Origin of the sequence: Brachybacterium hainanense (assembly GCF_042434575.1) — a bacterium.
Taxonomy (GTDB): domain Bacteria; phylum Actinomycetota; class Actinomycetes; order Actinomycetales; family Dermabacteraceae; genus Brachybacterium; species Brachybacterium hainanense.
The window spans coordinates 1-19,004 of record NZ_JBHLSV010000005.1 but is presented as its reverse complement, the minus strand read 5'-3'; the positions used below and the strand labels follow the sequence as shown (position 1 = coordinate 19,004).

Genomic DNA, 19,004 nt, shown 5'->3' with positions numbered 1-19,004 from the left:
CAGCACCCGCTGCAGATGGCACGATAGAGCCGACGTCCCCGCCGCTGAGCAGGCACGTTCGAGGATACGCGATCGACCGCGCCGCCCCGGCGCCGCAGCAGGAGAGGACCGCCCGTGGACGCACCGCGCCTGGAGCTCGAGGCCTTCCTGACCGGCAAGCAGGTCACGGTCGCCCGGAAGCTCGAGCCGCGAGATCTCGACGATCTCCTGCGCATCCTGCCGCGGCGCTACGTCGTCCCCGGTCCGCTGCGCGCGATCTCCACGCTCCACGAGGGCGAGGACGTGAGCGTGATCGCGACGGTCCAGGACGCACGGCATCGGCGCATGCGGACCCGCGCCGGCAGCATCCTCGAGGCCGTCATCTCCGACGGCACCGATTCGCTGGCCCTCACCTTCTTCCTCGCCAAGGACCACCTGGTCGCCTGGCACGAGGGCCGCCTGCGGCCGGGCCGCCGGATCCTCGTCAAGGGAGTGGTCAGCCACCAGCGCTCCGGGCGCCGGTCCGATCACGGCGACGGCGCCCAGATCGTCCACCCCGCCTACGAGCTGATCGACGAGGAGGGCATCTCCCTCGAGGACGCGATGGCCCCCCGCCCGATCTATCCGCTGCGGAAGAAGGCGTCCCAGGCCGCGATGCAGGACGTCTTCCGCACCGCCGTCGAGCATGCGGACCTGCTGGTCCCCGCGATCCCGGACCGGATCCGCCGGACGGAGGACCTGCTGCCCCTCGCGGAGGCGCTGCGACGGCTCCACCTGCCGCGCAGACCCGAGGACCCGGAGCAGGGTCGGGCGACCCTCCTGTTCGAGGAGGCGCTGATCCTGCAGACAATCTTCGCGCAGCGGCGGGCCCGGGACGCGCACACCCCGGCGCCTCCGCTGCCCGGCGGAGGACGCCTGGCCGCGCTCCTCGACGGCCGCCTGCCCTTCGACCTCACCCCCGGCCAGATCGAGGTGGGGGAGGAGCTGGGCGAGCACCTCTCGCGCAGCTACCCCACCAACGTCCTGCTGCAGGGAGAGGTCGGCTCCGGCAAGACCGTCGTCGCGCTCCGGGCGATGGTCCGCGCCGTCGACGCCGGGCACCAGGCCGTGCTGCTCGCCCCCACAGAGGTCCTCGCCGAGCAGCACCACCGATCGATCGAGACGCTGCTGGGCGAGCTGGGCCGGGCCGGACGGCTCGACGGCCACCCGGAGGCCACGAGCGTGCGCCTGCTCACCGGGTCCAGCAGCACCGCCGAGCGCCGCCGCACGATGCTCGACATCACCAGCGGCGCCGCCGGGATCGTGATCGGCACCCACGCGCTGCTGCATGAGCAGGTCGAGTTCGCCTCCCTCGCGCTCGTCATCATCGACGAGCAGCAGCGCTTCGGCGTCGACCATCGCCGCCGCCTGCGCGCCAAGGGCCCCGAGGGCGGCAGCCCCCACGTGATCGTCATGACTGCGACGCCGATCCCGCGCACGAAGGCGCTCGCCGAGTTCGGCGACCTCGACGTGCTCTCCCTGAGGGACGTCCCTCCCGGTCGTCCCGGCATCACCTCCTACGAGGTGCCGGAGATCCTCGAGAGGTGGGAGCGCCGCATGTGGCACCGCGCCGCGGAGGAGATCGAGGCCGGGCGCCAGGTCTTCGTCGTGTGCCCCCATATCGACGAGGACGAGCAGGAGCCGGCCCCGCCGCCCCCGGACCTCTGGGACGGGGACCGGCGCGAGGAGGACCTCGGATTCCCGGACTTCCCGCCGCGGGGCGTGCATCAGGTCGCCGAGCGCCTGCGACGCCGGCCCGAGCTCGCGTCCGCGCGCATCGGCGTGCTCCACGGGCGCCTGGGGGCCGAGGAGAAGCAGCAGGCGATGCAGGCGTTCCTGGACCGGGAGCTCGACATCCTGGTCTCGACGACCGTGATCGAGGTGGGGGTGGACGTGCCCAACGCCTCCGTCATGATCGTCCTGGACGCCGAGCACTTCGGCGTCTCGCAGCTGCATCAGCTGCGAGGTCGGGTGGGTCGCGGCATGCACCCCGGGATCGCGTTCTTCGCCACGCGCGCCGATCCCGGATCACCCCGGACCGCGCACCTCCAGCAGGTCGCGCGGACGCAAGACGGCTTCGCCCTCGCCGAGCTGGACCTGCGCCATCGCGGAAGCGGCGACCTCATCGGCGACGAGCAGTCCGGCCTGGGCCGGACGATGCGATACCTGCGCCTGTCCCAGCATGCCGAGCTGATCGACCACGCCCGGCAGATCGCCCTCGAGATCATCGCGGTCGACCCGCAGCTGGACCACGACCCGGGCCTCGCCCGCGCGATCGCGCAGCGCCTGGCCGAGGCCGACCCCGACGTCGAGAGGAGCTGAGGTGCCCCGTATCATCGCCGGGACCCTCGGAGGCCGCCCCATCCCCGGCCCGCCCGGGAAGGGGACCCGCCCCACGAGCGACCGTGTCCGCGAAGCCCTGTTCTCGCGCCTGGACGGCTGGGACGCACTGGTCGGCGCCCGCGTGCTGGACCTGTTCGCCGGGACCGGGGCGCTCGCCTTCGAAGCCGTCTCCCGCGGGGCGGAGAGCGCCCTGCTCGTGGAGATGCACGCCCCCACCGCGCGGCAGCTGCGCGCCACGGCGGCGGGGCTCGGCATCGCCGGGCGCTGCGAGATCCGCGCGGGCCGTGCCGAGCAGACGGCGGCGCAGCTGGCCGCCCATCCGCCCGCGGAGCCGTTCACCCTCGTGTTCCTCGACCCGCCCTACGACGTGCCGACCGAGACGCTCGAACAGCTCCTCGTGCAGCTGCGCCCCGCGCTCGCCGAGGACGCCCTCGCGGTGATCGAGCGCTCGAGCCGCAGCCGCTCCCTCGCCTGGCCGGAAGGGTGGACCGACGACGGCACGAAGAGCTACGGGGAGACGGTCCTGCAGTACGGCGGGCCGTCCTGACCGCAGCCGGGCTCAGCCCCAGGCGGAGGCGTCGGTGAGGCAGAAGGGATGCCCGGCCGGATCCAGCAGCACGATCCAGGTCTCCCCGGGCTGCTCGGCGGGTCGCCGGGCGCCGAGGGCGACGCAGCGCGCCGCGGCCTCCTCGAGATCCTCCACCGCCAGGTCCAGGTGGAACTGCTTGTGGCCGTCGTCGGGCCAGCTGGGCGCCTGGTAGTCGGGGATCCGCCCGATGCCGAGCGCGCTCGCGGGCCCGCTCAGCATCGCGTAGTTCTCATCCGAGTACGTGATCGGCCAGCCCAGCACGCCATGCCAGAACGCGGCCATCGGTGCGGTCTCGGCGGCGTCGAGGGTCACCATCGCGAGGCGGGCGACGGAGCCGTCATCGGAAGGGGTCGTGTCGGGGGCAGGTGCTGTGCTCATGCCTGCCAGACTGCCCCCATGGACGCGAGGACCGATTGGAGAAAAGCGACAGCCTCCCACATGTACGGGCACGTGCTGCGTCCGGAGGAGCTCGTGACCCGCGCGCGGTACGGCTTCGCCGAGCCGGCCCCCGAGCTGCGCCGATGGGTCGAGCGCTACTGGTCGGTCCGCTGGAGCCTCGCGGAGGACGAGGTCTTCCCCGTCTCGACGCTCGATGACCCCGCCATCAACCTCACGGTGGAGCGGGGAGACGTCTCCCGAGCCGGGACGGACGGCGCCGGGGTCTGGATCACAGGACCGGTCACCCGCGGCCGCTTCGACGTCGTCCTGCGCGGCGAGGGCTCGGTGCTGGGGATCAAGTTCCAGCTGGGCGGGGCCGCGGCCTTCCTGCCCCGGAACGCCTCGCCGGTGGACCTGGTGGGCATCCGTGATGCCACGATCCCGGCCGCGGACTGGTTCGGGGCGGACCTGCCGGACCCCGCACCGGATGCCGCCGATGCTGAGAGGGACGCCCCCGCCCTGGATGCCTGGCTCCGCTCCCGCGGGCCGGAGGATCCCCCGGGGTTCTCGGAGCTGCACCGGGTCCTCGCCCTGCTCGAGGATCCGGAGGTCACGGGCCCTGCCGTCCTCGAGAGCCGTTCCGGCCTGAGCATCCGCAGCCTCCAGCGCCTGTTCGCGCGGCAGCTCGGCATCGGCCCCAAGCGCATGATCCTTCGTGCCCGGGTGATGGACGCGGTCGAGGCGATCGACCTCGGCGAGGCCGGGGACCTCACCGGGCTCGCGCACCGCCTGGGCTGGTTCGACCAGTCCCACCTCATCCGTGACTTCCGTGCCCTGACCGGGCTGACGCCGTCCCGCTACGCACGCCGGCCCCGCGGCACTACCCTCGGACCATGAGCTCCACTCCGATCGACGCCGAGCCCGCGCCGGAGCAGACCGGCCTGGCCGACCTGAGCTGGCCCCTGCGCACGGACCGCCTCGAGATCCGGCCCGGCCGGGAGGAGGACGCCGCCGCGATCTGGACCTGGTACCGCCTGCCCGAGGTCCAGGAGTGGACGACCGCGCTGCCGCGCTCCGAGGCGGAGCACCACGAGCGCTGGGTCGCCCAGCTGACGGAGGCCGTCGTGGGTCTGCACGAGGACGAGATCATCGCCGTCGGCAAGGTCGCGCGGCAGGACGCGTGGGCGCAGGCGGACGTGGCGGCGCAGGCGCGCGGACGCCAGGCGGAGCTCGGCTGGGTGCTGGATCCCGCCCACCAGGGCCAGGGACTGGGGACCGAGTTCGCCGCCGCCCTGCTGGAGATCGCCTTCGACGGGCTGGACGTGCGTCGCGTCGAAGCGTCGTGCTTCGCGGCGAACACCGCGTCCTGGCGGATCATGGAGAAGATCGGCATGCGCCGCGAAGGGCTGTTCCGCGAGGACTCCCTCCACCGCAGCGGCCGATGGCTGGACGGCCTCACGTACGCCCTGCTCGCGAGCGAGCACTACGATCCCGCCGCGCATGAGGCCCCTGCGTATGGGCTCCCCGTGCAGGAGCCCGGCGCTGCGGCATCGGACTAGGCTGGCGGCATGAGCGTCTCGACCGTCGTCCTGCCCGGGAGCTTCGACCCCTTCACGCTGGGGCATCTCGACCTCGTCCGGCGCACGGCCGGGCTCGGCCACCGGGTGGTCGTCGCCGTCTCCCACAATCCCGCCAAGAAGGGGCTGCTGAGCCTCGAGCAGCGCCGCGCGGTGATCGACGAGACGCTCGTGGAGGAGGAGCTCGCCGATCAGGTCGAGTCCCGGGCTCTGCCCGCCGGTCTGCTCGTGGACTTCTGCCGCGACGTGGGCGCCCATGCCGTGGTGCGCGGGCTGCGCTCCCAGCTCGACCTCGCCTACGAGGAGCCGATGGCGCGCATGAACCGGCATCTGGCAGGGATCGACACGCTCTTCCTGCTCACCGACGCCCGGCTCTCCCACGTCTCCTCGAGCCTGGTGCGCGAGGTCTTCGCGCTGGGAGGAGACGTGGACGACATGCTTCCCGCCCCTGCGGCCCGCGCGATCCGCGCCGCCGTATCCTGACGTGCGGCCGCGAAGCCGCCGAGCTGCGCCGCGATCATGACCGACTGACGAACAGGAGCACATCATGAGCCCCACCCCCGCCGCCCCTGCGTCCGACCTCCGTCTCGAGGTCGTCGATCTCATCGGCCGCCCCGGCGCGCACCGCAGCTTCGAGCGCACCGTCATCGCGAGCGGCGAGGAGGGGACGCTCGCCATGCGCGTCCCTGCCGACGAGCCGATCGCGCTGCGCGGAGAGATCGAGTCGGTGATCGAAGGGCTGTACGTCTCCGGCACCGTGCAGGCGCATCTGACCGGGGAGTGCTCCCGGTGCCTCGACCCGGTCGAGGAGGATGTCGACGCTCGCATCGACGAGCTGTTCACGTACCCGGAGAAGGTCCCGGCCGATGCCGATCCCGATGACATCGTCACCCTCGAGGGCGACAGCATCGACCTCGCCGGCCTGGTCCATGACACGATCGCCGTGAACGCCTCGGAGCGTCCGCTGTGCTCGCCGGACTGCCAGGGCCTCTGCCCGCAGTGCGGCATCCGCATGGAGGAGGACCCGGAGCATCACCATGACGTGATCGATCCGCGCTTCGCCGCACTGCAGGGCATGTTCCCTGCCGATGAGGACGCGGCCGAGGACGGGAACGCCTGAGATGGCCCGCAAGCGTCGCTCCACCCCGGCCCGGGAGCCGGAGGCCCTGCTGCAGAGCCTTCCGCTGGACGGCGCCCAGGCGGCGGACCTGCGCGCATCGGGGCTGCTGGACCTCGCGCTGATCCACCGCTCCTTCGCCTACGAGAACGACCTCACCACGCACAACGAGCGGCTCGAGTTCCTCGGCGATGCGGTGCTGCAGCTCGCCGCGACGGAGGAGCTGTACACCAGCCATCCGTCGCTGCCCGAAGGGGACCTGGCCCGGCGCCGCGCCGCGACCGTGAACACCCGAGCCCTCGCCCTGGTGGCGCGGCGCATCGAGCTGGGCGCCTATGTGAAGCTGGGCCGGGGCGAGGACCTCTCGGGAGGACGGGACAAGGCCTCCATCCTCGCCGACACGACCGAGGCCGTCATCGGCGCGGTGCACCTGGCCTGCGGGCAGTCCGTCTCGCGCCGCTTCGTGCTCGAGCTGCTGCGTCCCCTGCTGGAGTCCGACGAGATCCTCGAGGCCGGATACGACTTCAAGACCCGGCTGCAGGAGATCGCCGCGGAGACGGGCCTCGTGCCCAGCTACGCGATCACCGAGACGGGGCCCGAGCATCAGCGCCTGTTCACGGCGACCGTCACGGTCGCCGGGGTCGTGACGGCCACGGGGGAGGGCGGCTCCAAGAAGGACGCCGAGCTCGCGGCGGCCCAGCACGCGGTGCGCAGCATCCTCGCCGGGCGCGACGAGCCCCTGCTGCCCCAGGGCTGAGCGGTGCCGGAGCTGCCCGAGGTCGAGGTGGTCCGGCGCGGACTGCTGCCGCACGTGATCGACCGGACGATCCAGGACGTGGAGATCCTCGAGCCGCGGACCGTCCGCCGCCATGCGGGCGGTCCGCGCGACCTCGTCGATCAGCTGCGCGGAACGCGCGTCACGGGCCTGGTCCGCCGCGGCAAGTTCCTGTGGTGGCGCCTGGGAGCGCCCGACGGCGGCGATCCGGGCGTGGCACTCATGACGCATCTGGGCATGAGCGGGCAGCTGCGCGTGCGCGGCCTCGACCCGGCGGGCCCGGATCCGGTCCAGGATCTGCCCCCTGGGCCCGTCGACGGCCCGATGGCGGCGATCGCCGCGTCGACGGGGCCGCGATCGGACCCTCTGCGCCATCGCCGCCTCACCCTGCACCTGAGCGACGGCACGGACGTCGACTTCATCGACCAGCGGATCTTCGGCGGGCTGTGGACCTCGCCGCTCGTCCCGACCGGTGACGGCGCGGTGGCCGGCCAGGGAGGCGACGACGCCCTGCTGCCCGAGGACGCCGCGCACATCGCCCGGGACCTGCTGGACCCCGCAGCGGACCTCGAAGCGATCGGGGCGAGCATCCGCCGCCGCAGCGCGAGCGTGAAGTCCCTGCTGCTGAACCAGGCTGTCGTCTCCGGGATCGGCAACATCTACGCCGACGAGGGCCTGTGGGCCGCGCGGATACGCTACGACACCCCCGGCGAGAGGCTCACCCGGCCACGGGTCCGCACCCTCCTCGAGGAGACCTCCGCCGTGATGCGCCGCGCCCTCGCCGTGGGTGGGACGAGCTTCGATGACCTCTACGTCAACGTCGCCGGTCGCAGCGGGTACTTCGCCCGCTCGCTCGCCGCCTACGGCCGCGAGGGCGAGCCGTGCGCGCGGTGCGGCACGGCGATCCGCCGGGAGTCCTTCATGAACCGATCGAGCCATTTCTGCCCGGTCTGCCAGCGCAGACGCTAGGCCCAGGGGCATGCCGGGCTCGATGCGCGCCGCGGCGCTCGCGCCGAGGTGGCTCCCAGGGCCGCCCGCAGGATCGCGTGTGGCATTCTGGACGCCCACCGCCACCGAGGATCGGGGTACCTGTGACGAAGCACCTGCGCCTGGCGGCCGCGACGAGCCTCATGGCGCTCGTGCTCAGCAGCTGCTCCGTGGTCGCCTCCGTGTTCACGCCCGACCCGCGCGACGACCTCCCGCTGCTGGAGGTCGCCTGGACCGTCGAGGGCGAGGTGCCGCTCATCGCCCTGGACGGAGCGGGAACGCCGGAGAACACCAGCGTGACCTCCGGGGACCGGTACTTCGCGACGTACCACGGCGACGGCATGACGACCGGGGTGCAGGCCGTGGACCTCACCTCCGGCACGACGCTCTGGAAGACCGGGACGAACCTGCTCTGCGGGCTGTCCGAGCCCTCCCCATCGGGCGTCCTGGTCGCCTGGCAGAGCGGCGAGGGCGAGTCGATGACCTGCGACACCGCCTCGGCGCTGTCGGCCGACACCGGCGAGACGCTGTGGACCCAGCGGATCGATGCCCCGATGCACCGGGGCGGCCTCGGCCCGATGAGCGTGGGGGCCACCGACAGCACGGTGACCGTTCCGACCGCCTGTGGGATCCTCCGGCTCGACGCCGCGACCGGCGAGGCGCTCGGGCATCTCCCGGATTCGCCCTGCGGCGACGAGCTGGATCCCGGGACGAGCGCGATCACCACCGGCGAGCTCATCATCGTGCCCGGCGCCGACTCCCTCGCGGCCTTCGACGCGGACACCGGGGACGAGGTCTGGCGCACGCCCGGCGCCGCCGTCGACATCGAGGGCGTGCGCTCGCGCGATCCGCTCGTGCTCGACATGACCGTCGACGGCGTCGCCGGTATCCGGGAGGTCGATGTCGCCACGGGCGAGATCGGTGCCGTGATCGGCCGCCCTCTGTCGGCGATCCACGCCGGGGACTTCCCCATCGCCCTGACCAGCGGGGACGAGATCGTCGGAAGCTACGAGAACCTGATCGGCGGGACCGGTGGCACGTACGGATCGAGCGTGCGGGCCTGGGAGCGCGCGAGCGGCGAGGAGACCTTCGTCTGGCACGCCGCGGGCGATGAGCTGATCGGCGTCGACGAGACGGGCACCTACGTCGGCCGCACGATCGACACCGACTCGAGCGGCGGCTACGCCTACTGGGTGATGCACCGTGCGCCGGGCGGCGAGCTGGAGTCGGCGGGCTGGATCGACGACCAGGTGCTGGAGTTCGCGAAGGTCGGCGATCTGCTCCTCGTGCACGGGTGGGCGGATCCCGGAGACGACTCGGACCTGCAGGGGGCGATCACGACGGCGTACCGGCTGCCCACGCAGGGAACCGACGTCGAGCCTCCCGAGCCGAAGGGGGCGCCCGAGCCGATCGCCTGGGCCGACGGCGACGTCCGCTCGGATCCCACGGTCGATCTGTGCGCGCAGGTGGAGCCGAGCACCCTTCGCGAGCTCGGGATCGGCGAGGCCGCCGACCGGCCCGCTCCGCTCGGCTGCGCATGGGAGGGTGGCGGCGTCTACCTCTCCGCGGCGGCGACCGCCTACGCCCCCGGGACGACGGACCCGGTGACAGGCCAGGAGGGCGAGCTCCGATCAGGGGCCGAACAGGCCCAGTCCGCCCTCGACGGAGTGCGCGCCGCGGGAGGCTACTCCGATGTGGCCGGGCTCGGGGACGAGGCGATCGCGCTGACCTCCGAGACCGTCGGGGCGCCGGCGCACGGTGAGCTCTACGCTCCGCCCGTGTCCTCCGCCGGCGTCGAGCTCGTCGTGCGCGAGGGGAATCTCCTCGTCGCCATCAGCGTCGGCAGCGGGGAGACGCCCACAATCTTCACCCCGGCGCCGGAGAGCGCGCTGCCGATCTCCGGGGCCCGCCTGGAGCAGATCGCGATCCAGGCGGCCGGCGACGTGATCGTCGCCGCGGACGCCGACCCGCTCGATGCACCCGCCGTGGAGGATCCGATCGGCGTGCCGGACGTGTGCGGGACGGTCACGGTCGAGGGCATCGACGACTCGCCGGACCCGCTCGCCTCCGGCACCGATCCGCGCGCATCCGCCTGCCTGTGGCAGGGGGACGACCAGGCCGCCGTCGGGGGATACGTCTACGCCGCGGCGTACGAGGCCGGGCCGGGGCCGCTCAGCGGCATCACCGCCGCCGATCGAGCCGCCGCGGTCTACGGCGCCTCCCAGGGGGAGCCGCTGGAGATCGACGGCGCCGACGAGGCGCATCTCGTGCGCTCGCCCGGTTCGTGGGACGGGGCCGTCCGAGTCGTCGCGCGGTCGGGCGACGTCGTCGTCATCGCCCAGGTGAGCACCCACCCGGAGGAGGCCTCACCCGAGGCCGCGTCCCGCGCGCTCGAGCAGTCGACGGCCGAGGCCACCCGCATCGTCGAGGAGCTTCTCGCGGCCCGGTAGCGGCTCGGGGCCGGGCACCTGCGATGCGATCCTGCGCGGCCGCGCCCGCCCGCGTGCCGGAGGCACCAGGACGGTCCGGGATAATGGGGATGTCGAGATGCCGCATCCGCGGCGAGACCCACGCCCGGAGGTGCCCCTCGTGTCCACGCCCCCCGCCCCGGCGGCCGGTCCGGCCGCAGCCGCGCCGATCACCGTGATGCTCGTCGACGACCATGAGGTGGTCCGTCGCGGGATCGTCGCCGTGATCGAGGCGCAGGAGCATCTGCACGTCGTCGGCGAGGCCGGCACCGTCGCGGAGGCGCTCCGCCGCCTCCCGGCGGTGCGTCCCGATGTCCTCGTCGTGGACCTGCAGCTGCCGGACGGCACGGGCATCGACGTCATGCGCCGCGCCCGCGAGCTCGACCCCGAGCAGACGGTCCTCGTGCTGACCAGCTTCGACGACGACTCCGCCGTCACCGAGTCCCGGGAGGCCGGGGCCCGCGGCATGATGCTGAAGTCCGCCCGCAGCCGCGACATCGTCGAGGGCGTGCTCGCCGTCCACGCGGGCCGCTCCATCTGGCCCGCCGGCCACGACGAGGAGGGGCCGGAGCTGTCCGCGACGGACCGCCGCATCGTCACCCTCATCGGCGACGGGCATTCCAACCGCGAGATCGCCGAGCAGCTCGGCATCGCGGAGAAGACCGTCAAGAACCGGGTCACCGTCATCCTGCAGACCCTCGGCTTCCAGCGCCGCACTCAGGTCGCCGCCATGGAGGCGGCCCGGCGCCGCGCCGGCTGGAAGTGAGCGAGCCCCGGTCTGCCCCGGGAACGACATCGTCGCCCCCGGCGCCCCCTGGGCGGAGCGGAGCGCTCAGGTCGGCGGCAGGGTCACCCGCCAGCTGATCATCGTCCCCTTCTCGAGCTCGAGCGCGTCCACCCAGCCGGAATGGCGGCGGGCGCGGCTGGCCATGTTCGCCAGGCCGCTGCGACGGGAGACGGCGGGGTCGATTCCCCGGCCGTTGTCGGAGACGGCGACCTGCAGCACGCGGTCCACCCCCTCCCAGAAGACGGTGATGCTCACCGCGACCGCGCTCGCCTGCGCGTGGCGCGCGGCGTTGGCGAGGCACTCGCGCACCACGGCGACGACGTCCTCGGCGATGGTGTCGTCGACCTCGGCGTCGATGTCCGCCGGCGGCGTCGGCAGGCTCAGCGTCGGCAGGAACCCCAGCCCCGCCGCGGCGAGCCCTGTCTCATGCCGCAGCCGCTCGGTGAGGGTGGCCTCCTCGCGCTCGCGGCGCAGCGACTGCACGACCTGACGGATCTGCGCGACCGCGTTCTCGACCCCGCGCACCGAGGCCTCCACCCCGGCGCGCAGCCGGGCATCGGAGGGCGCGGGCACCTCGCTCGTGAGCGCCCGGGTCAGGGACTCGAGCTCCATGCCGACGGCGAACAGCTCCTGGATCGCGAGGTCGTGGAGGTCCCGGGCGATCCGCCGGCGCTCGTCCTCGAGCGTCTCGCCGCTGCCGCCCATACCGTCCAGGGTCAGCCCCAGCAGCGCCGCGACAGCATCCAGCCGCTCCCGGCAGTCGGAGCGCATCGGCACCCCGCAGGCGGGGGTGAAGGCGATCAGCGCGCCGATCCCGTGGGCGCCGCCGCGCACGAGGGACACCGCGGCCGGGACCGTGCGGCGCCCGTCCCCGGTGTCCTGCCCCACGCCGCCGTCGCCCACCCGGTCACCGCCGACGGCGGCCCCGATCGCGCGCAGCTCGAGACGGATCGAGGCGAGATGCTCCATCGCCGAGCCGTCCGCGGCGATCAGCGCCCGCCCGAGCGGGGCCGCGAGGTCGACCTCGCGGCCCAGGAGGTACGGGCTCACCGGACCGGTGACCAGCTCGTAGGACCAGCGTCCCTCGCCCAGCGGCAGGACCAGCGCGGTCGAGACGGCGCCGAGGTCCTCGCGCACCGTGTCGACGAGCAGCGCGAGGGCGTCCTCGACGTCCTCGGCGGCGAGGACCTGCACGGCGAGGTCCTGCAGTCGCACCCGGTCCTGCGGCAGGCGATGCGGCAGCGGCGGCGAGAGCGGCAGGCTCATGCGCGCGCCCCCTCGGCAGTGCGCCCGGGCAGGAAGGTCCAGGAGCCGTCGGCGGCGAGCTCGAGACGAGCGGCGGAGGCGGGGATCGCGTCGGGACGATGGGTCACGACCACCACGGTACGATCCCGCGGCAGCAGCGGGCCGCCGGCGGCATCGGGATCCAGCAGCCGGCGCAGCAGATCGTCCCCGAGGACGGCATCCAGATGCTCCGTCGGCTCGTCCAGCAGGCTGACGGGGGCGGCGCGCAGCAGGGCGCGGGCCAGCAGGAGCCGCCGCCGCTCGCCGCCCGAGACGGTGGCTCCATCGGGTCCGAGCATCGTGGTGAGTCCCTGCGGGAGACCGGCCGCCCACGACTCGAGCCCCACCGCGGCGAGCGCCCCGAGGATCTCCGCATCGCTCAGGTCGCCGCGCACCACCTTCATGTTCTCCCGCACGCTCGTCGCGAACACGTGGGTGTCCTCCGCGAACAGGAGCACCTCGCCCGTGCGCGGATCCGGTGCGGCGCCACCGGCGAGCACCTCCCCGCGCAGCGGTGCCAGCAGTCCGGCGAGGGTCAGCAGCAGCGTCGACTTGCCGATGCCCGAGGTGCCCGTGATCGCCAGTCGCGTCCCGGGCGGGAGCTCCAGCTCGAGACCCCGGACCCCGGCGCCGCCCGGCATCCAGCCCGCGTCGAGGTCGCGGACCTGCAGCGGGGGAGCGTCCGTGCGGGCGTCCCGCGGCGCCGCCGGGACGGTCGATGCCGCGGGCTCGGAGCCGATGGCCCCCACGAGCCTCTCCGCGGCCGCTCGGGAGCGGGCGCGCTGAGCCGCCGCGGCGGGAAGCGCCGTCGCCGCCTCGAAGCTCGACAGCGGCAGCAGCACGAGCATGCCGATCACCCCGGCGCTCGCCCCTCCCGCGAGCCAGATCCCACCCGCCGCGAGCAGCGAGCCCAGCACGGCGGGGATCATCGCCAGCGGCACGGCCGCACCCGCGATCGCCGCCGGCCAGGCGGCCCGGTCCAGGGCTGCGTCATGCGCCGCCTGCGCCTGCGCGAGACGCCGCTCGGACTCCTCGAGACGGCCGGCGACTCGCAGGGCGGTCGCGTCGTCCAGGGTCTCGAGGGTCGCCGCGGACAGCTCGCCGCGCGCCCCGAGCAGCACCTGCTGGGTCGTGCGGGCCGCCCGCTGCGCCGCCCAGGGCGCGAGTAGGCTCGCGAGCGCGAGGGAGAGCAGCATCGCCAGCGCCGCCGGGACCGACAGCGGCAGGATCGTCGCGACCACCGCGACGGCCATGACGACGGCGACGAGCGCGGGGACGACGGCGCTGATCACGTGGTCCGCCATCTCCTGGGCGTCATCGCCCAGGCGGGAGAGCAGCTCGCCGCGGCGCATGCGGCTGATCGCATCGGCCGGGCGGGAGGCGAGCGCCGTGAACAGGTTCGTGCGCAGGTCCACGACGCCGCGCAGCGCGACATCGTGGGTGAGCATGCGGTCCAGCCAGCGGAACACGCCGCGGCTCACGCCCAGGGCCCGTACCCCGACCACGGCCACGGTCAGGTCGAGCACGGCCGGCATCGTCCAGGCCGTGGTGACGAGCCATGCGGACACAGCCGCGAGAGCGAAGGCGGAGCCGAGCGTGGTCGCGGCGGCGAGCACGGCGGCGAGCAGCCGGCCGCGGGGGATCTCCAGCAGCGGCATGATCCGGACGAGCGGGGAGGGGGTGCTCATCGGGCGGGAACCTCCTCGCGGATCTCGGACCGGACCTCGCAGACGGCGTCGGCCAGCTCGATCAGCTCCTCGCGGTGGGCGACGAGGAGGACGGTCCGGCCCTGTGCGCGGAAGCGCTCGAGGGTGCGCAGGATCATCTGCTCGGCGGCTCCGTCCAGATGGGCGGTCGGCTCGTCGAGGACGACGAGCGGCGCGGGGGACAGGAGGGCCCGGGCCAGCGCCAGGCGCTGCCGCTCCCCGAGGGACAGCCCCTGCCCGGAGCGGCCGATCTCCGCGTCCCAGCCCCGGGCGGCGATCACCGGGGCGAGGCCGACGGCCGCCGTGGCCGCGGCGACCTCCTCCTCCCGGGCGTCCGGGCGTGCGGCGAGCAGGGTCGAGCGGATCGTCCCCGGGGACAGGACCGGGCGCTGGGGGAGATAGGCCACCTGGCTCCACAGGGTCGCGGGGTCGACCTCGGCGAGCCGGATCGGGGCGGTGCCCGGCGCCCGGAGCGTGACCTCGCCGCGGTCGGGGACCAGCAGGCCCAGCGCCACCAGGACGAGGGTGGTCTTGCCGGCACCGCTGGGACCGGTGAGGGCGGTGATGCGGCCGGGCTCGATCCACAGCTCGGCCCGGTGCGGGGCATCGCCGCCGGTGCGCGAGGCCACGCCGATCCCGGTGGCGACCAGCGCGGTGCGCGAGAGGTCCGGCGCCGGGGCCGTGCCGGACGGCGGGAGGGGCTCGGCGAGGACGGAGAAGGTCGCATCGGCCGCGGCGAGGCCGTCGGTCGAGGCATGGAACTGCTGGCCCACGTTGCGCAGCGGCAGGTACACCTCGGGGGCGAGGATGAGCACGGCGAGGGCGGGGGCGAGGTCCATCTGCCCGTAGACGAGGCGCATGCCGATGCTCACCGCGACGAGCGCCACGCACAGCGTCGCCAGCAGCTCGAGGACCATGGAGGACAGGAAGGCGTAGCGCAGGGAGCCCATGGTCGAGGCGTGGTGGCGCCGACCGATCTCCTGCACCGACCGCTCCGGGCCCTTCTCGCGGCCCAGGGCGCGCAGGGTGGGCAGCCCCTCGACGAGGTCCAGCAGCTGCGTCCACAGCGCTCGCATGTCCGCGAGCCGCCGCTGGGAGCGGCCCTCCGTGAGACGGCCGATGAGCACCATGAAGACCGGCACCAGGGGCAGCGTCACCACGGCGATGACCGCGCTGGTCAGGTCGAGCCAGCCGATGACGAGCAGGCACAGCGGGGTGAGGGTCGCGGCGAGCAGGAGCTGGGGCACATAGCCCACGAGGTACGGGCGCAGCGCCTCGATGCCGGTGGTCGCGAGCGCTGCGAGGTCTGCGGAGCGGCCGGCCCCGGCCCGCGGCCCGAGCCGGGACCCGTGGGCGACGAGGCGCGAGCGCAGCTCCGCGATCGTGCGGGTCGCCGCCCGATGGCCCGTGCGCTGCTGGACGAGGACGGCCGCGGCCCGCAGCACGAGGGCGAGCGTGAGGATCGCGAGCAGGGTGGGGGAGTCGGTGGGTGGGATCCGCTTCACGAGCAGGTCCGCGCCGAGGCGCGCGAGCGTCAGCGCCGTCGCGATCACGCAGGCGGTCTGCACGAGCCCGAGCATCGTGGAGAGGACCAGATGGCCCCGGGCGGCCCGGACCTGGACGGCCAGGCGGGCGTCCAGCGGGCCGCGGCGCTCCCGTCGGGTCATGTCAGTCCTGCTCGAAGGCGGCGCGGTACCGGTCGCGGGCGCCGCGGACCAGCCCGGCGCCGGGGGCGGGGGAGTCCTCCCCGGTGATCCGATGCCGGAACACCCAGTAGGACCAGGCCTGGTAGGCGAGGACGAGGGGCAGCAGGATGAGCGTCGCGACGGTCATGATCAGCAGGGTGTGCTCGCTCGAGGCCGCGTTCATGACGGTCAGGGAGAGCGCCGGGTCGTTGCTGGCCGGCAGCACGTTCGGGAACAGGCCGCCGAACAGCTGCGCGGAGGCCAGGGTGATCGCGGCGGCGGTCGCAGCGAAGGCGAGGCCGTCCCGGCGCGCTCGCACCGCGGGGACCACGGCGACCAGGGCGAGGGCCGCGAGGACCAGAGGGATCCAGGTCAGCGCCCGGCCGGAGTGGGCCAGCTGGTGCCACAGCAGGAAGGCGGCGCCGGCGAGGATCGTCGGCCAGATCAGGCGGGCGGCGAGGCGGTGGGCATCCTCGCGCAGCGGGCCCTCGGTGCGCAGCGTCAGGTAGACGGTGCCGTGCAGCCAGAACAGCAGCACGAACACGACGCCGCCCAGCAGCGCGAAGGGGTTCAGGAGGTCCAGCAGCGAGGAGGTGACCCAGCGGTTCTCGTCCAGGGCCACGCCCGCGACGATGTTGGCGAAGGCGACGCCCCACAGCAACGCGGGCAGCAGGCCGCCGACCACATGCACGGCGTCCCAGGTCTGCTTCCAGCGCGGGTTCTCGCTCTTCTCGCGGTACTTGAAAGCGCACACCCGCACGATCAGCGCGACGAGGATGAGGAGCAGCGGCAGGTAGAAGCCGCTGAACAGGCTCGCGTACCACTCGGGGAAGGCCGCGAACATGGCGCCGCCGCCCACGAGCAGCCAGACCTCGTTGCCGTCCCAGACGGGGCCGATGGTGGTCAGGATCGTGCCGCGCCGCCGCTCGTCGCCGCGGCCCAGCGCGAGCACGTTCATCTCGACCCCGAAGTCGAAGCCTTCGAGCACGAAGTAGCCGGTGAAGAGCACGGCGATGAGCAGGAACCAGAGGGTCTGCAGACCGGTGGGATCGGTGAGGGCGTCCATGTCGCGGGTCCTTCCTCAGTAGCCGAAGGTCAGGGCGGGGGTGTCGAGCTCGTCGGTCTCCTCGTCGCGCCGGGGCAGCGGGATTCCCCTCAGCGCATGCGTCCGCATGAGGTGGAACCAGACCACGGCCAGCGCCCCGTACAGGAGGGTGAAGACGACCAGCGAGGTGACGACCATCCACGGCGGGTGCGCGGAGACGCCCTGCATGGTCATCAGCCGCACCGTCGGGTCGTCGGGGTTGGGGACCACGACCCAGGGCTGGCGGCCCATCTCGGTGAACACCCAGCCGGCGGAGTTGGCGAAGAACGGCATGGGGATCGACAGGACCGCGAACCAGGCGAACAGGCGGGAGCCGCTGGTGCGGGCGTTCTCGCCGCGGCCGCGGGTGATCCACAGCGCCCAGAAGGCGAGGATCGCGCTGAAGGCCGCCAGGCCGATCATGAGCCGGAAGGACCAGTAGGTGACGAAGAGGTTCGGGCGGTAGTCGGCCTCGTGCTGCTGTCCGTGGATGTCGGTGACCGTGTCGCCGAACTGCTCCTTGTACTGGGCGTTGAGGTCGTCGACGCCCTGCAGCTCGGCGTCGAAGGTGTGCGTGGCGAGGAAGGAGGTGAGGTAGGGGATCTCGATGAGGTGGGTGACGTTGGAGCAGTCCTGGGCGAAGGCGTCCGGTCCGCCGACGGTGAGGACCGAGAAGGCCGCGCCGGTCTCCGTCTCGCACAGCGCCTCGGCGGAGGCCATCTTCATCGGCTGCTGCTGGAACATGATCTGGGCCTGGAGGTCGCCGGTGACCGCGAGGATCAGGCCGGAGACGAACATCGCGACCACGCCGAGCCGCAGGGCGGGACGGAAGATCACGCGGGCCTGACGGTCATGAGCGGCGCCCTCGGGGGTCTCCAGGCCCTTCTCGCGGGCCGTGTTGTGGTGGCGGACCATGTGCCAGGCGCAGACGCCCGTGAGGAACGCGGCGGCGACGAGCCAGGCGCCCGCGATGACGTGCGGGAAGGCGGCGAGGGTCGTGATGTTCGTGAGCACCGCCCACAGGGAGCCCTGGGAGGGGTCCAGCTCGGCTCGGCCGGTCTGCTCGTTCAGCATCGCCCCGACGGGATGCTGCATGAACGAGTTCGCGGCGATGATGAAGTAGGCCGACAGGGTCGTGCCGATCGCGACGGCCCAGATGCAGGCGAGGTGGATCCGCGCCGGCAGACGGTCCCAGCCGAAGATCCACAGCCCCAGGAACACGGACTCGAGGAAGAAGGCGGCAAGGCCCTCGAGGGCGAGCGGCGCCCCGAACACGTCGCCGACGTAGCGGGCGTACTCGGACCAGTTCATGCCGAACTGGAACTCCTGCACGATGCCGGTGGCGATGCCGATGCCGAAGTTGATGATGAGCAGCGCGCCGAAGAACTTCGTCAGCCGCGTCCATGCGTCCCGCCGCTCCACGTCCTTCGCCCGATGCGCGAGCGTCTGCAGGATCGCGACGAGCAGGGACATGCCGATCGTCAGCGGTACGAAGATGAAGTGGTAGACGGTGGTGATGCCGAACTGCCACCGGGCCAGGTCCAGGGCTTCCACGGGACTTCCTCCAGAGATCGGGGCGCTGGGAAGAACGTAGGCCTCCGGCGAGCCCGGGATCGGGGACCAAGGTCCCGTGCCGGACGGGGAGGACCCACCGCGCAGTCTCCACTGTAGGGCGCGTCACATGCGGGTGTCGCTGCCCTCCCGGGGCGAGGGCGTGCGGGAGCGCCGTCTCCCGCGGACGGCGCGCCGTGCGGCGGGGCGCGCGGAGCCGGGGCGTTCCTGCGCTCCCGGGGCGGGGCTGTGCGATACTGTCGACAGCGCTTCTCCACCCCGTACCGGGCGGAGGAACCTCCCGGCGCTGTCCCGCCGAGCACCGGCTGCGCGTCATTCGCGACCGAGACGGCTTCGAGCAGACAGCATCGCTGCGCTTCCCGGATGACCGGGGAGCAGCGCGACGGCGAGGGCAGACGACTTCCGTCCCCAGGGACGATGACACGCGGGAGCAGGGTGCGCTGGGTTCCGCAGAAGGAGCAGCCCCTATGGCTGAGAGCACCAGCACCCCCGATTCTGCGGACACCGGTTCGGAGGAGAGCACCGCACCGCGGCGCAGGACCCGCCGCCGGGCCGGAGCCCCGGCCGGGGCCCCCGCCCCCGCCGCCCCCGCGGAGGAGACCGCTCCCCGCGCCCCGCTCACGAGCGTCGCCGC

General features: G+C 73.4%; 16 protein-coding genes. 10 read left to right on the top strand and 6 right to left on the bottom strand.

What is annotated here, in order from left to right; genetic code table 11:
* Nucleotides 1–114 precede the first annotated feature (114 nt).
* Together ACFFF6_RS05070 and rsmD are read left to right on the top strand one after the other, a co-directional pair.
* Nucleotides 115–2,340: an ATP-dependent DNA helicase RecG gene (locus tag ACFFF6_RS05070; RefSeq protein WP_376978810.1), complete on the top strand. Its 2,226-nt coding sequence runs from the start codon at nucleotides 115–117 to the stop codon at nucleotides 2,338–2,340.
* Nucleotide 2,341: 1 nt separating this feature from the next.
* Nucleotides 2,342–2,908 (top strand): 16S rRNA (guanine(966)-N(2))-methyltransferase RsmD, encoded by a 567-nt coding sequence (gene rsmD / locus ACFFF6_RS05065; protein ID WP_376978809.1) that lies wholly within the window; start codon nucleotides 2,342–2,344, stop codon nucleotides 2,906–2,908.
* A 12-nt stretch (nucleotides 2,909–2,920) separates the two neighbouring features.
* Here rsmD and ACFFF6_RS05060 read toward each other — a convergent pair whose 3' ends face one another.
* Entirely contained in the window at nucleotides 2,921–3,328 is a 408-nt protein-coding gene (locus ACFFF6_RS05060) for a VOC family protein (protein WP_376978807.1), read from the bottom strand.
* Between the two features lie 18 nt (nucleotides 3,329–3,346).
* On the opposite strand from ACFFF6_RS05060, the gene ACFFF6_RS05055 reads away from it, so the two are divergent.
* The 8 genes from ACFFF6_RS05055 to ACFFF6_RS05020 all read left to right on the top strand — a co-directional run bounded on the left by ACFFF6_RS05055 (nucleotide 3,347) and on the right by ACFFF6_RS05020 (nucleotide 11,018).
* Nucleotides 3,347–4,225, top strand: coding sequence for an AraC family transcriptional regulator (locus tag ACFFF6_RS05055; protein WP_376978806.1), 879 nt, complete (start codon nucleotides 3,347–3,349; stop codon nucleotides 4,223–4,225).
* Nucleotides 4,222–4,887: a GNAT family N-acetyltransferase gene (locus tag ACFFF6_RS05050; protein WP_376978805.1), complete on the top strand. Its 666-nt coding sequence runs from the start codon at nucleotides 4,222–4,224 to the stop codon at nucleotides 4,885–4,887. Before ACFFF6_RS05055 ends, ACFFF6_RS05050 begins: the two co-directional genes overlap by 4 nt.
* 9 nt (nucleotides 4,888–4,896) lie before the next feature.
* The gene (gene coaD, locus ACFFF6_RS05045) at nucleotides 4,897–5,388 is read left to right on the top strand and encodes a pantetheine-phosphate adenylyltransferase (protein WP_376978804.1); all 492 of its coding nucleotides are present in this window, start codon (nucleotides 4,897–4,899) and stop codon (nucleotides 5,386–5,388) included.
* Between the two features lie 64 nt (nucleotides 5,389–5,452).
* Complete coding sequence (locus tag ACFFF6_RS05040; protein WP_376978802.1) at nucleotides 5,453–6,025, top strand: YceD family protein; 573 nt, start codon at nucleotides 5,453–5,455, stop codon at nucleotides 6,023–6,025.
* Between the two features lies 1 nt (nucleotide 6,026).
* Nucleotides 6,027–6,779, top strand: coding sequence for a ribonuclease III (gene rnc, locus ACFFF6_RS05035; protein ID WP_376978801.1), 753 nt, complete (start codon nucleotides 6,027–6,029; stop codon nucleotides 6,777–6,779).
* 3 nt (nucleotides 6,780–6,782) lie between these two features.
* Nucleotides 6,783–7,766, top strand: a complete 984-nt coding sequence (gene mutM, locus ACFFF6_RS05030; RefSeq protein ID WP_376978800.1) for a bifunctional DNA-formamidopyrimidine glycosylase/DNA-(apurinic or apyrimidinic site) lyase — start codon at nucleotides 6,783–6,785, stop codon at nucleotides 7,764–7,766.
* 122 nt (nucleotides 7,767–7,888) lie between these two features.
* Nucleotides 7,889–10,234 (top strand): outer membrane protein assembly factor BamB family protein, encoded by a 2,346-nt coding sequence (locus tag ACFFF6_RS05025; protein ID WP_376978798.1) that lies wholly within the window; start codon nucleotides 7,889–7,891, stop codon nucleotides 10,232–10,234.
* A gap of 196 nt (nucleotides 10,235–10,430) precedes the next feature.
* Complete coding sequence (locus ACFFF6_RS05020; RefSeq protein WP_376979320.1) at nucleotides 10,431–11,018, top strand: response regulator transcription factor; 588 nt, start codon at nucleotides 10,431–10,433, stop codon at nucleotides 11,016–11,018.
* Nucleotides 11,019–11,084: 66 nt separating this feature from the next.
* Here the strand turns inward: ACFFF6_RS05020 and ACFFF6_RS05015 are convergent, their stop codons facing one another.
* The 5 genes from ACFFF6_RS05015 to ACFFF6_RS04995 are packed head-to-tail and all read right to left on the bottom strand — an operon-like array spanning nucleotide 11,085 to nucleotide 18,352.
* Nucleotides 11,085–12,305, bottom strand: a complete 1,221-nt coding sequence (locus ACFFF6_RS05015; protein ID WP_376978797.1) for a sensor histidine kinase — start codon at nucleotides 12,303–12,305, stop codon at nucleotides 11,085–11,087.
* Nucleotides 12,302–14,011: a thiol reductant ABC exporter subunit CydC gene (gene cydC / locus ACFFF6_RS05010; RefSeq protein ID WP_376978795.1), complete on the bottom strand. Its 1,710-nt coding sequence runs from the start codon at nucleotides 14,009–14,011 to the stop codon at nucleotides 12,302–12,304. The genes ACFFF6_RS05015 and cydC overlap by 4 nt, the downstream gene beginning before the upstream one ends.
* Entirely contained in the window at nucleotides 14,008–15,696 is a 1,689-nt protein-coding gene (cydD, locus tag ACFFF6_RS05005) for a thiol reductant ABC exporter subunit CydD (protein ID WP_376978793.1), read from the bottom strand. The genes cydC and cydD overlap by 4 nt, the downstream gene beginning before the upstream one ends.
* Before the next feature lies 1 nt (nucleotide 15,697).
* Nucleotides 15,698–16,780, bottom strand: a complete 1,083-nt coding sequence (gene cydB / locus ACFFF6_RS05000; protein WP_376978791.1) for a cytochrome d ubiquinol oxidase subunit II — start codon at nucleotides 16,778–16,780, stop codon at nucleotides 15,698–15,700.
* A gap of 15 nt (nucleotides 16,781–16,795) precedes the next feature.
* Nucleotides 16,796–18,352 (bottom strand): cytochrome ubiquinol oxidase subunit I, encoded by a 1,557-nt coding sequence (locus ACFFF6_RS04995; RefSeq protein ID WP_376978790.1) that lies wholly within the window; start codon nucleotides 18,350–18,352, stop codon nucleotides 16,796–16,798.
* Between the last annotated feature and the right edge of the window lie 652 nt (nucleotides 18,353–19,004).

Coding starts and splice junctions, on each gene's coding strand:
- cydD (WP_376978793.1), bottom strand. CDS start 15,696: ATGACCCGACGGGAGCGCCGCGGCCCGCTGGACGCCCGCCTGGCCGTC.
- cydC (WP_376978795.1), bottom strand. CDS start 14,011: ATGAGCACCCCCTCCCCGCTCGTCCGGATCATGCCGCTGCTGGAGATC.
- cydB (WP_376978791.1), bottom strand. CDS start 16,780: ATGGACGCCCTCACCGATCCCACCGGTCTGCAGACCCTCTGGTTCCTG.
- ACFFF6_RS05060 (WP_376978807.1), bottom strand. CDS start 3,328: ATGAGCACAGCACCTGCCCCCGACACGACCCCTTCCGATGACGGCTCC.
- ACFFF6_RS05050 (WP_376978805.1), top strand. CDS start 4,222: ATGAGCTCCACTCCGATCGACGCCGAGCCCGCGCCGGAGCAGACCGGC.
- ACFFF6_RS05040 (WP_376978802.1), top strand. CDS start 5,453: ATGAGCCCCACCCCCGCCGCCCCTGCGTCCGACCTCCGTCTCGAGGTC.
- ACFFF6_RS05015 (WP_376978797.1), bottom strand. CDS start 12,305: ATGAGCCTGCCGCTCTCGCCGCCGCTGCCGCATCGCCTGCCGCAGGAC.
- ACFFF6_RS05055 (WP_376978806.1), top strand. CDS start 3,347: ATGGACGCGAGGACCGATTGGAGAAAAGCGACAGCCTCCCACATGTAC.
- coaD (WP_376978804.1), top strand. CDS start 4,897: ATGAGCGTCTCGACCGTCGTCCTGCCCGGGAGCTTCGACCCCTTCACG.
- ACFFF6_RS05020 (WP_376979320.1), top strand. CDS start 10,431: ATGCTCGTCGACGACCATGAGGTGGTCCGTCGCGGGATCGTCGCCGTG.
- rnc (WP_376978801.1), top strand. CDS start 6,027: ATGGCCCGCAAGCGTCGCTCCACCCCGGCCCGGGAGCCGGAGGCCCTG.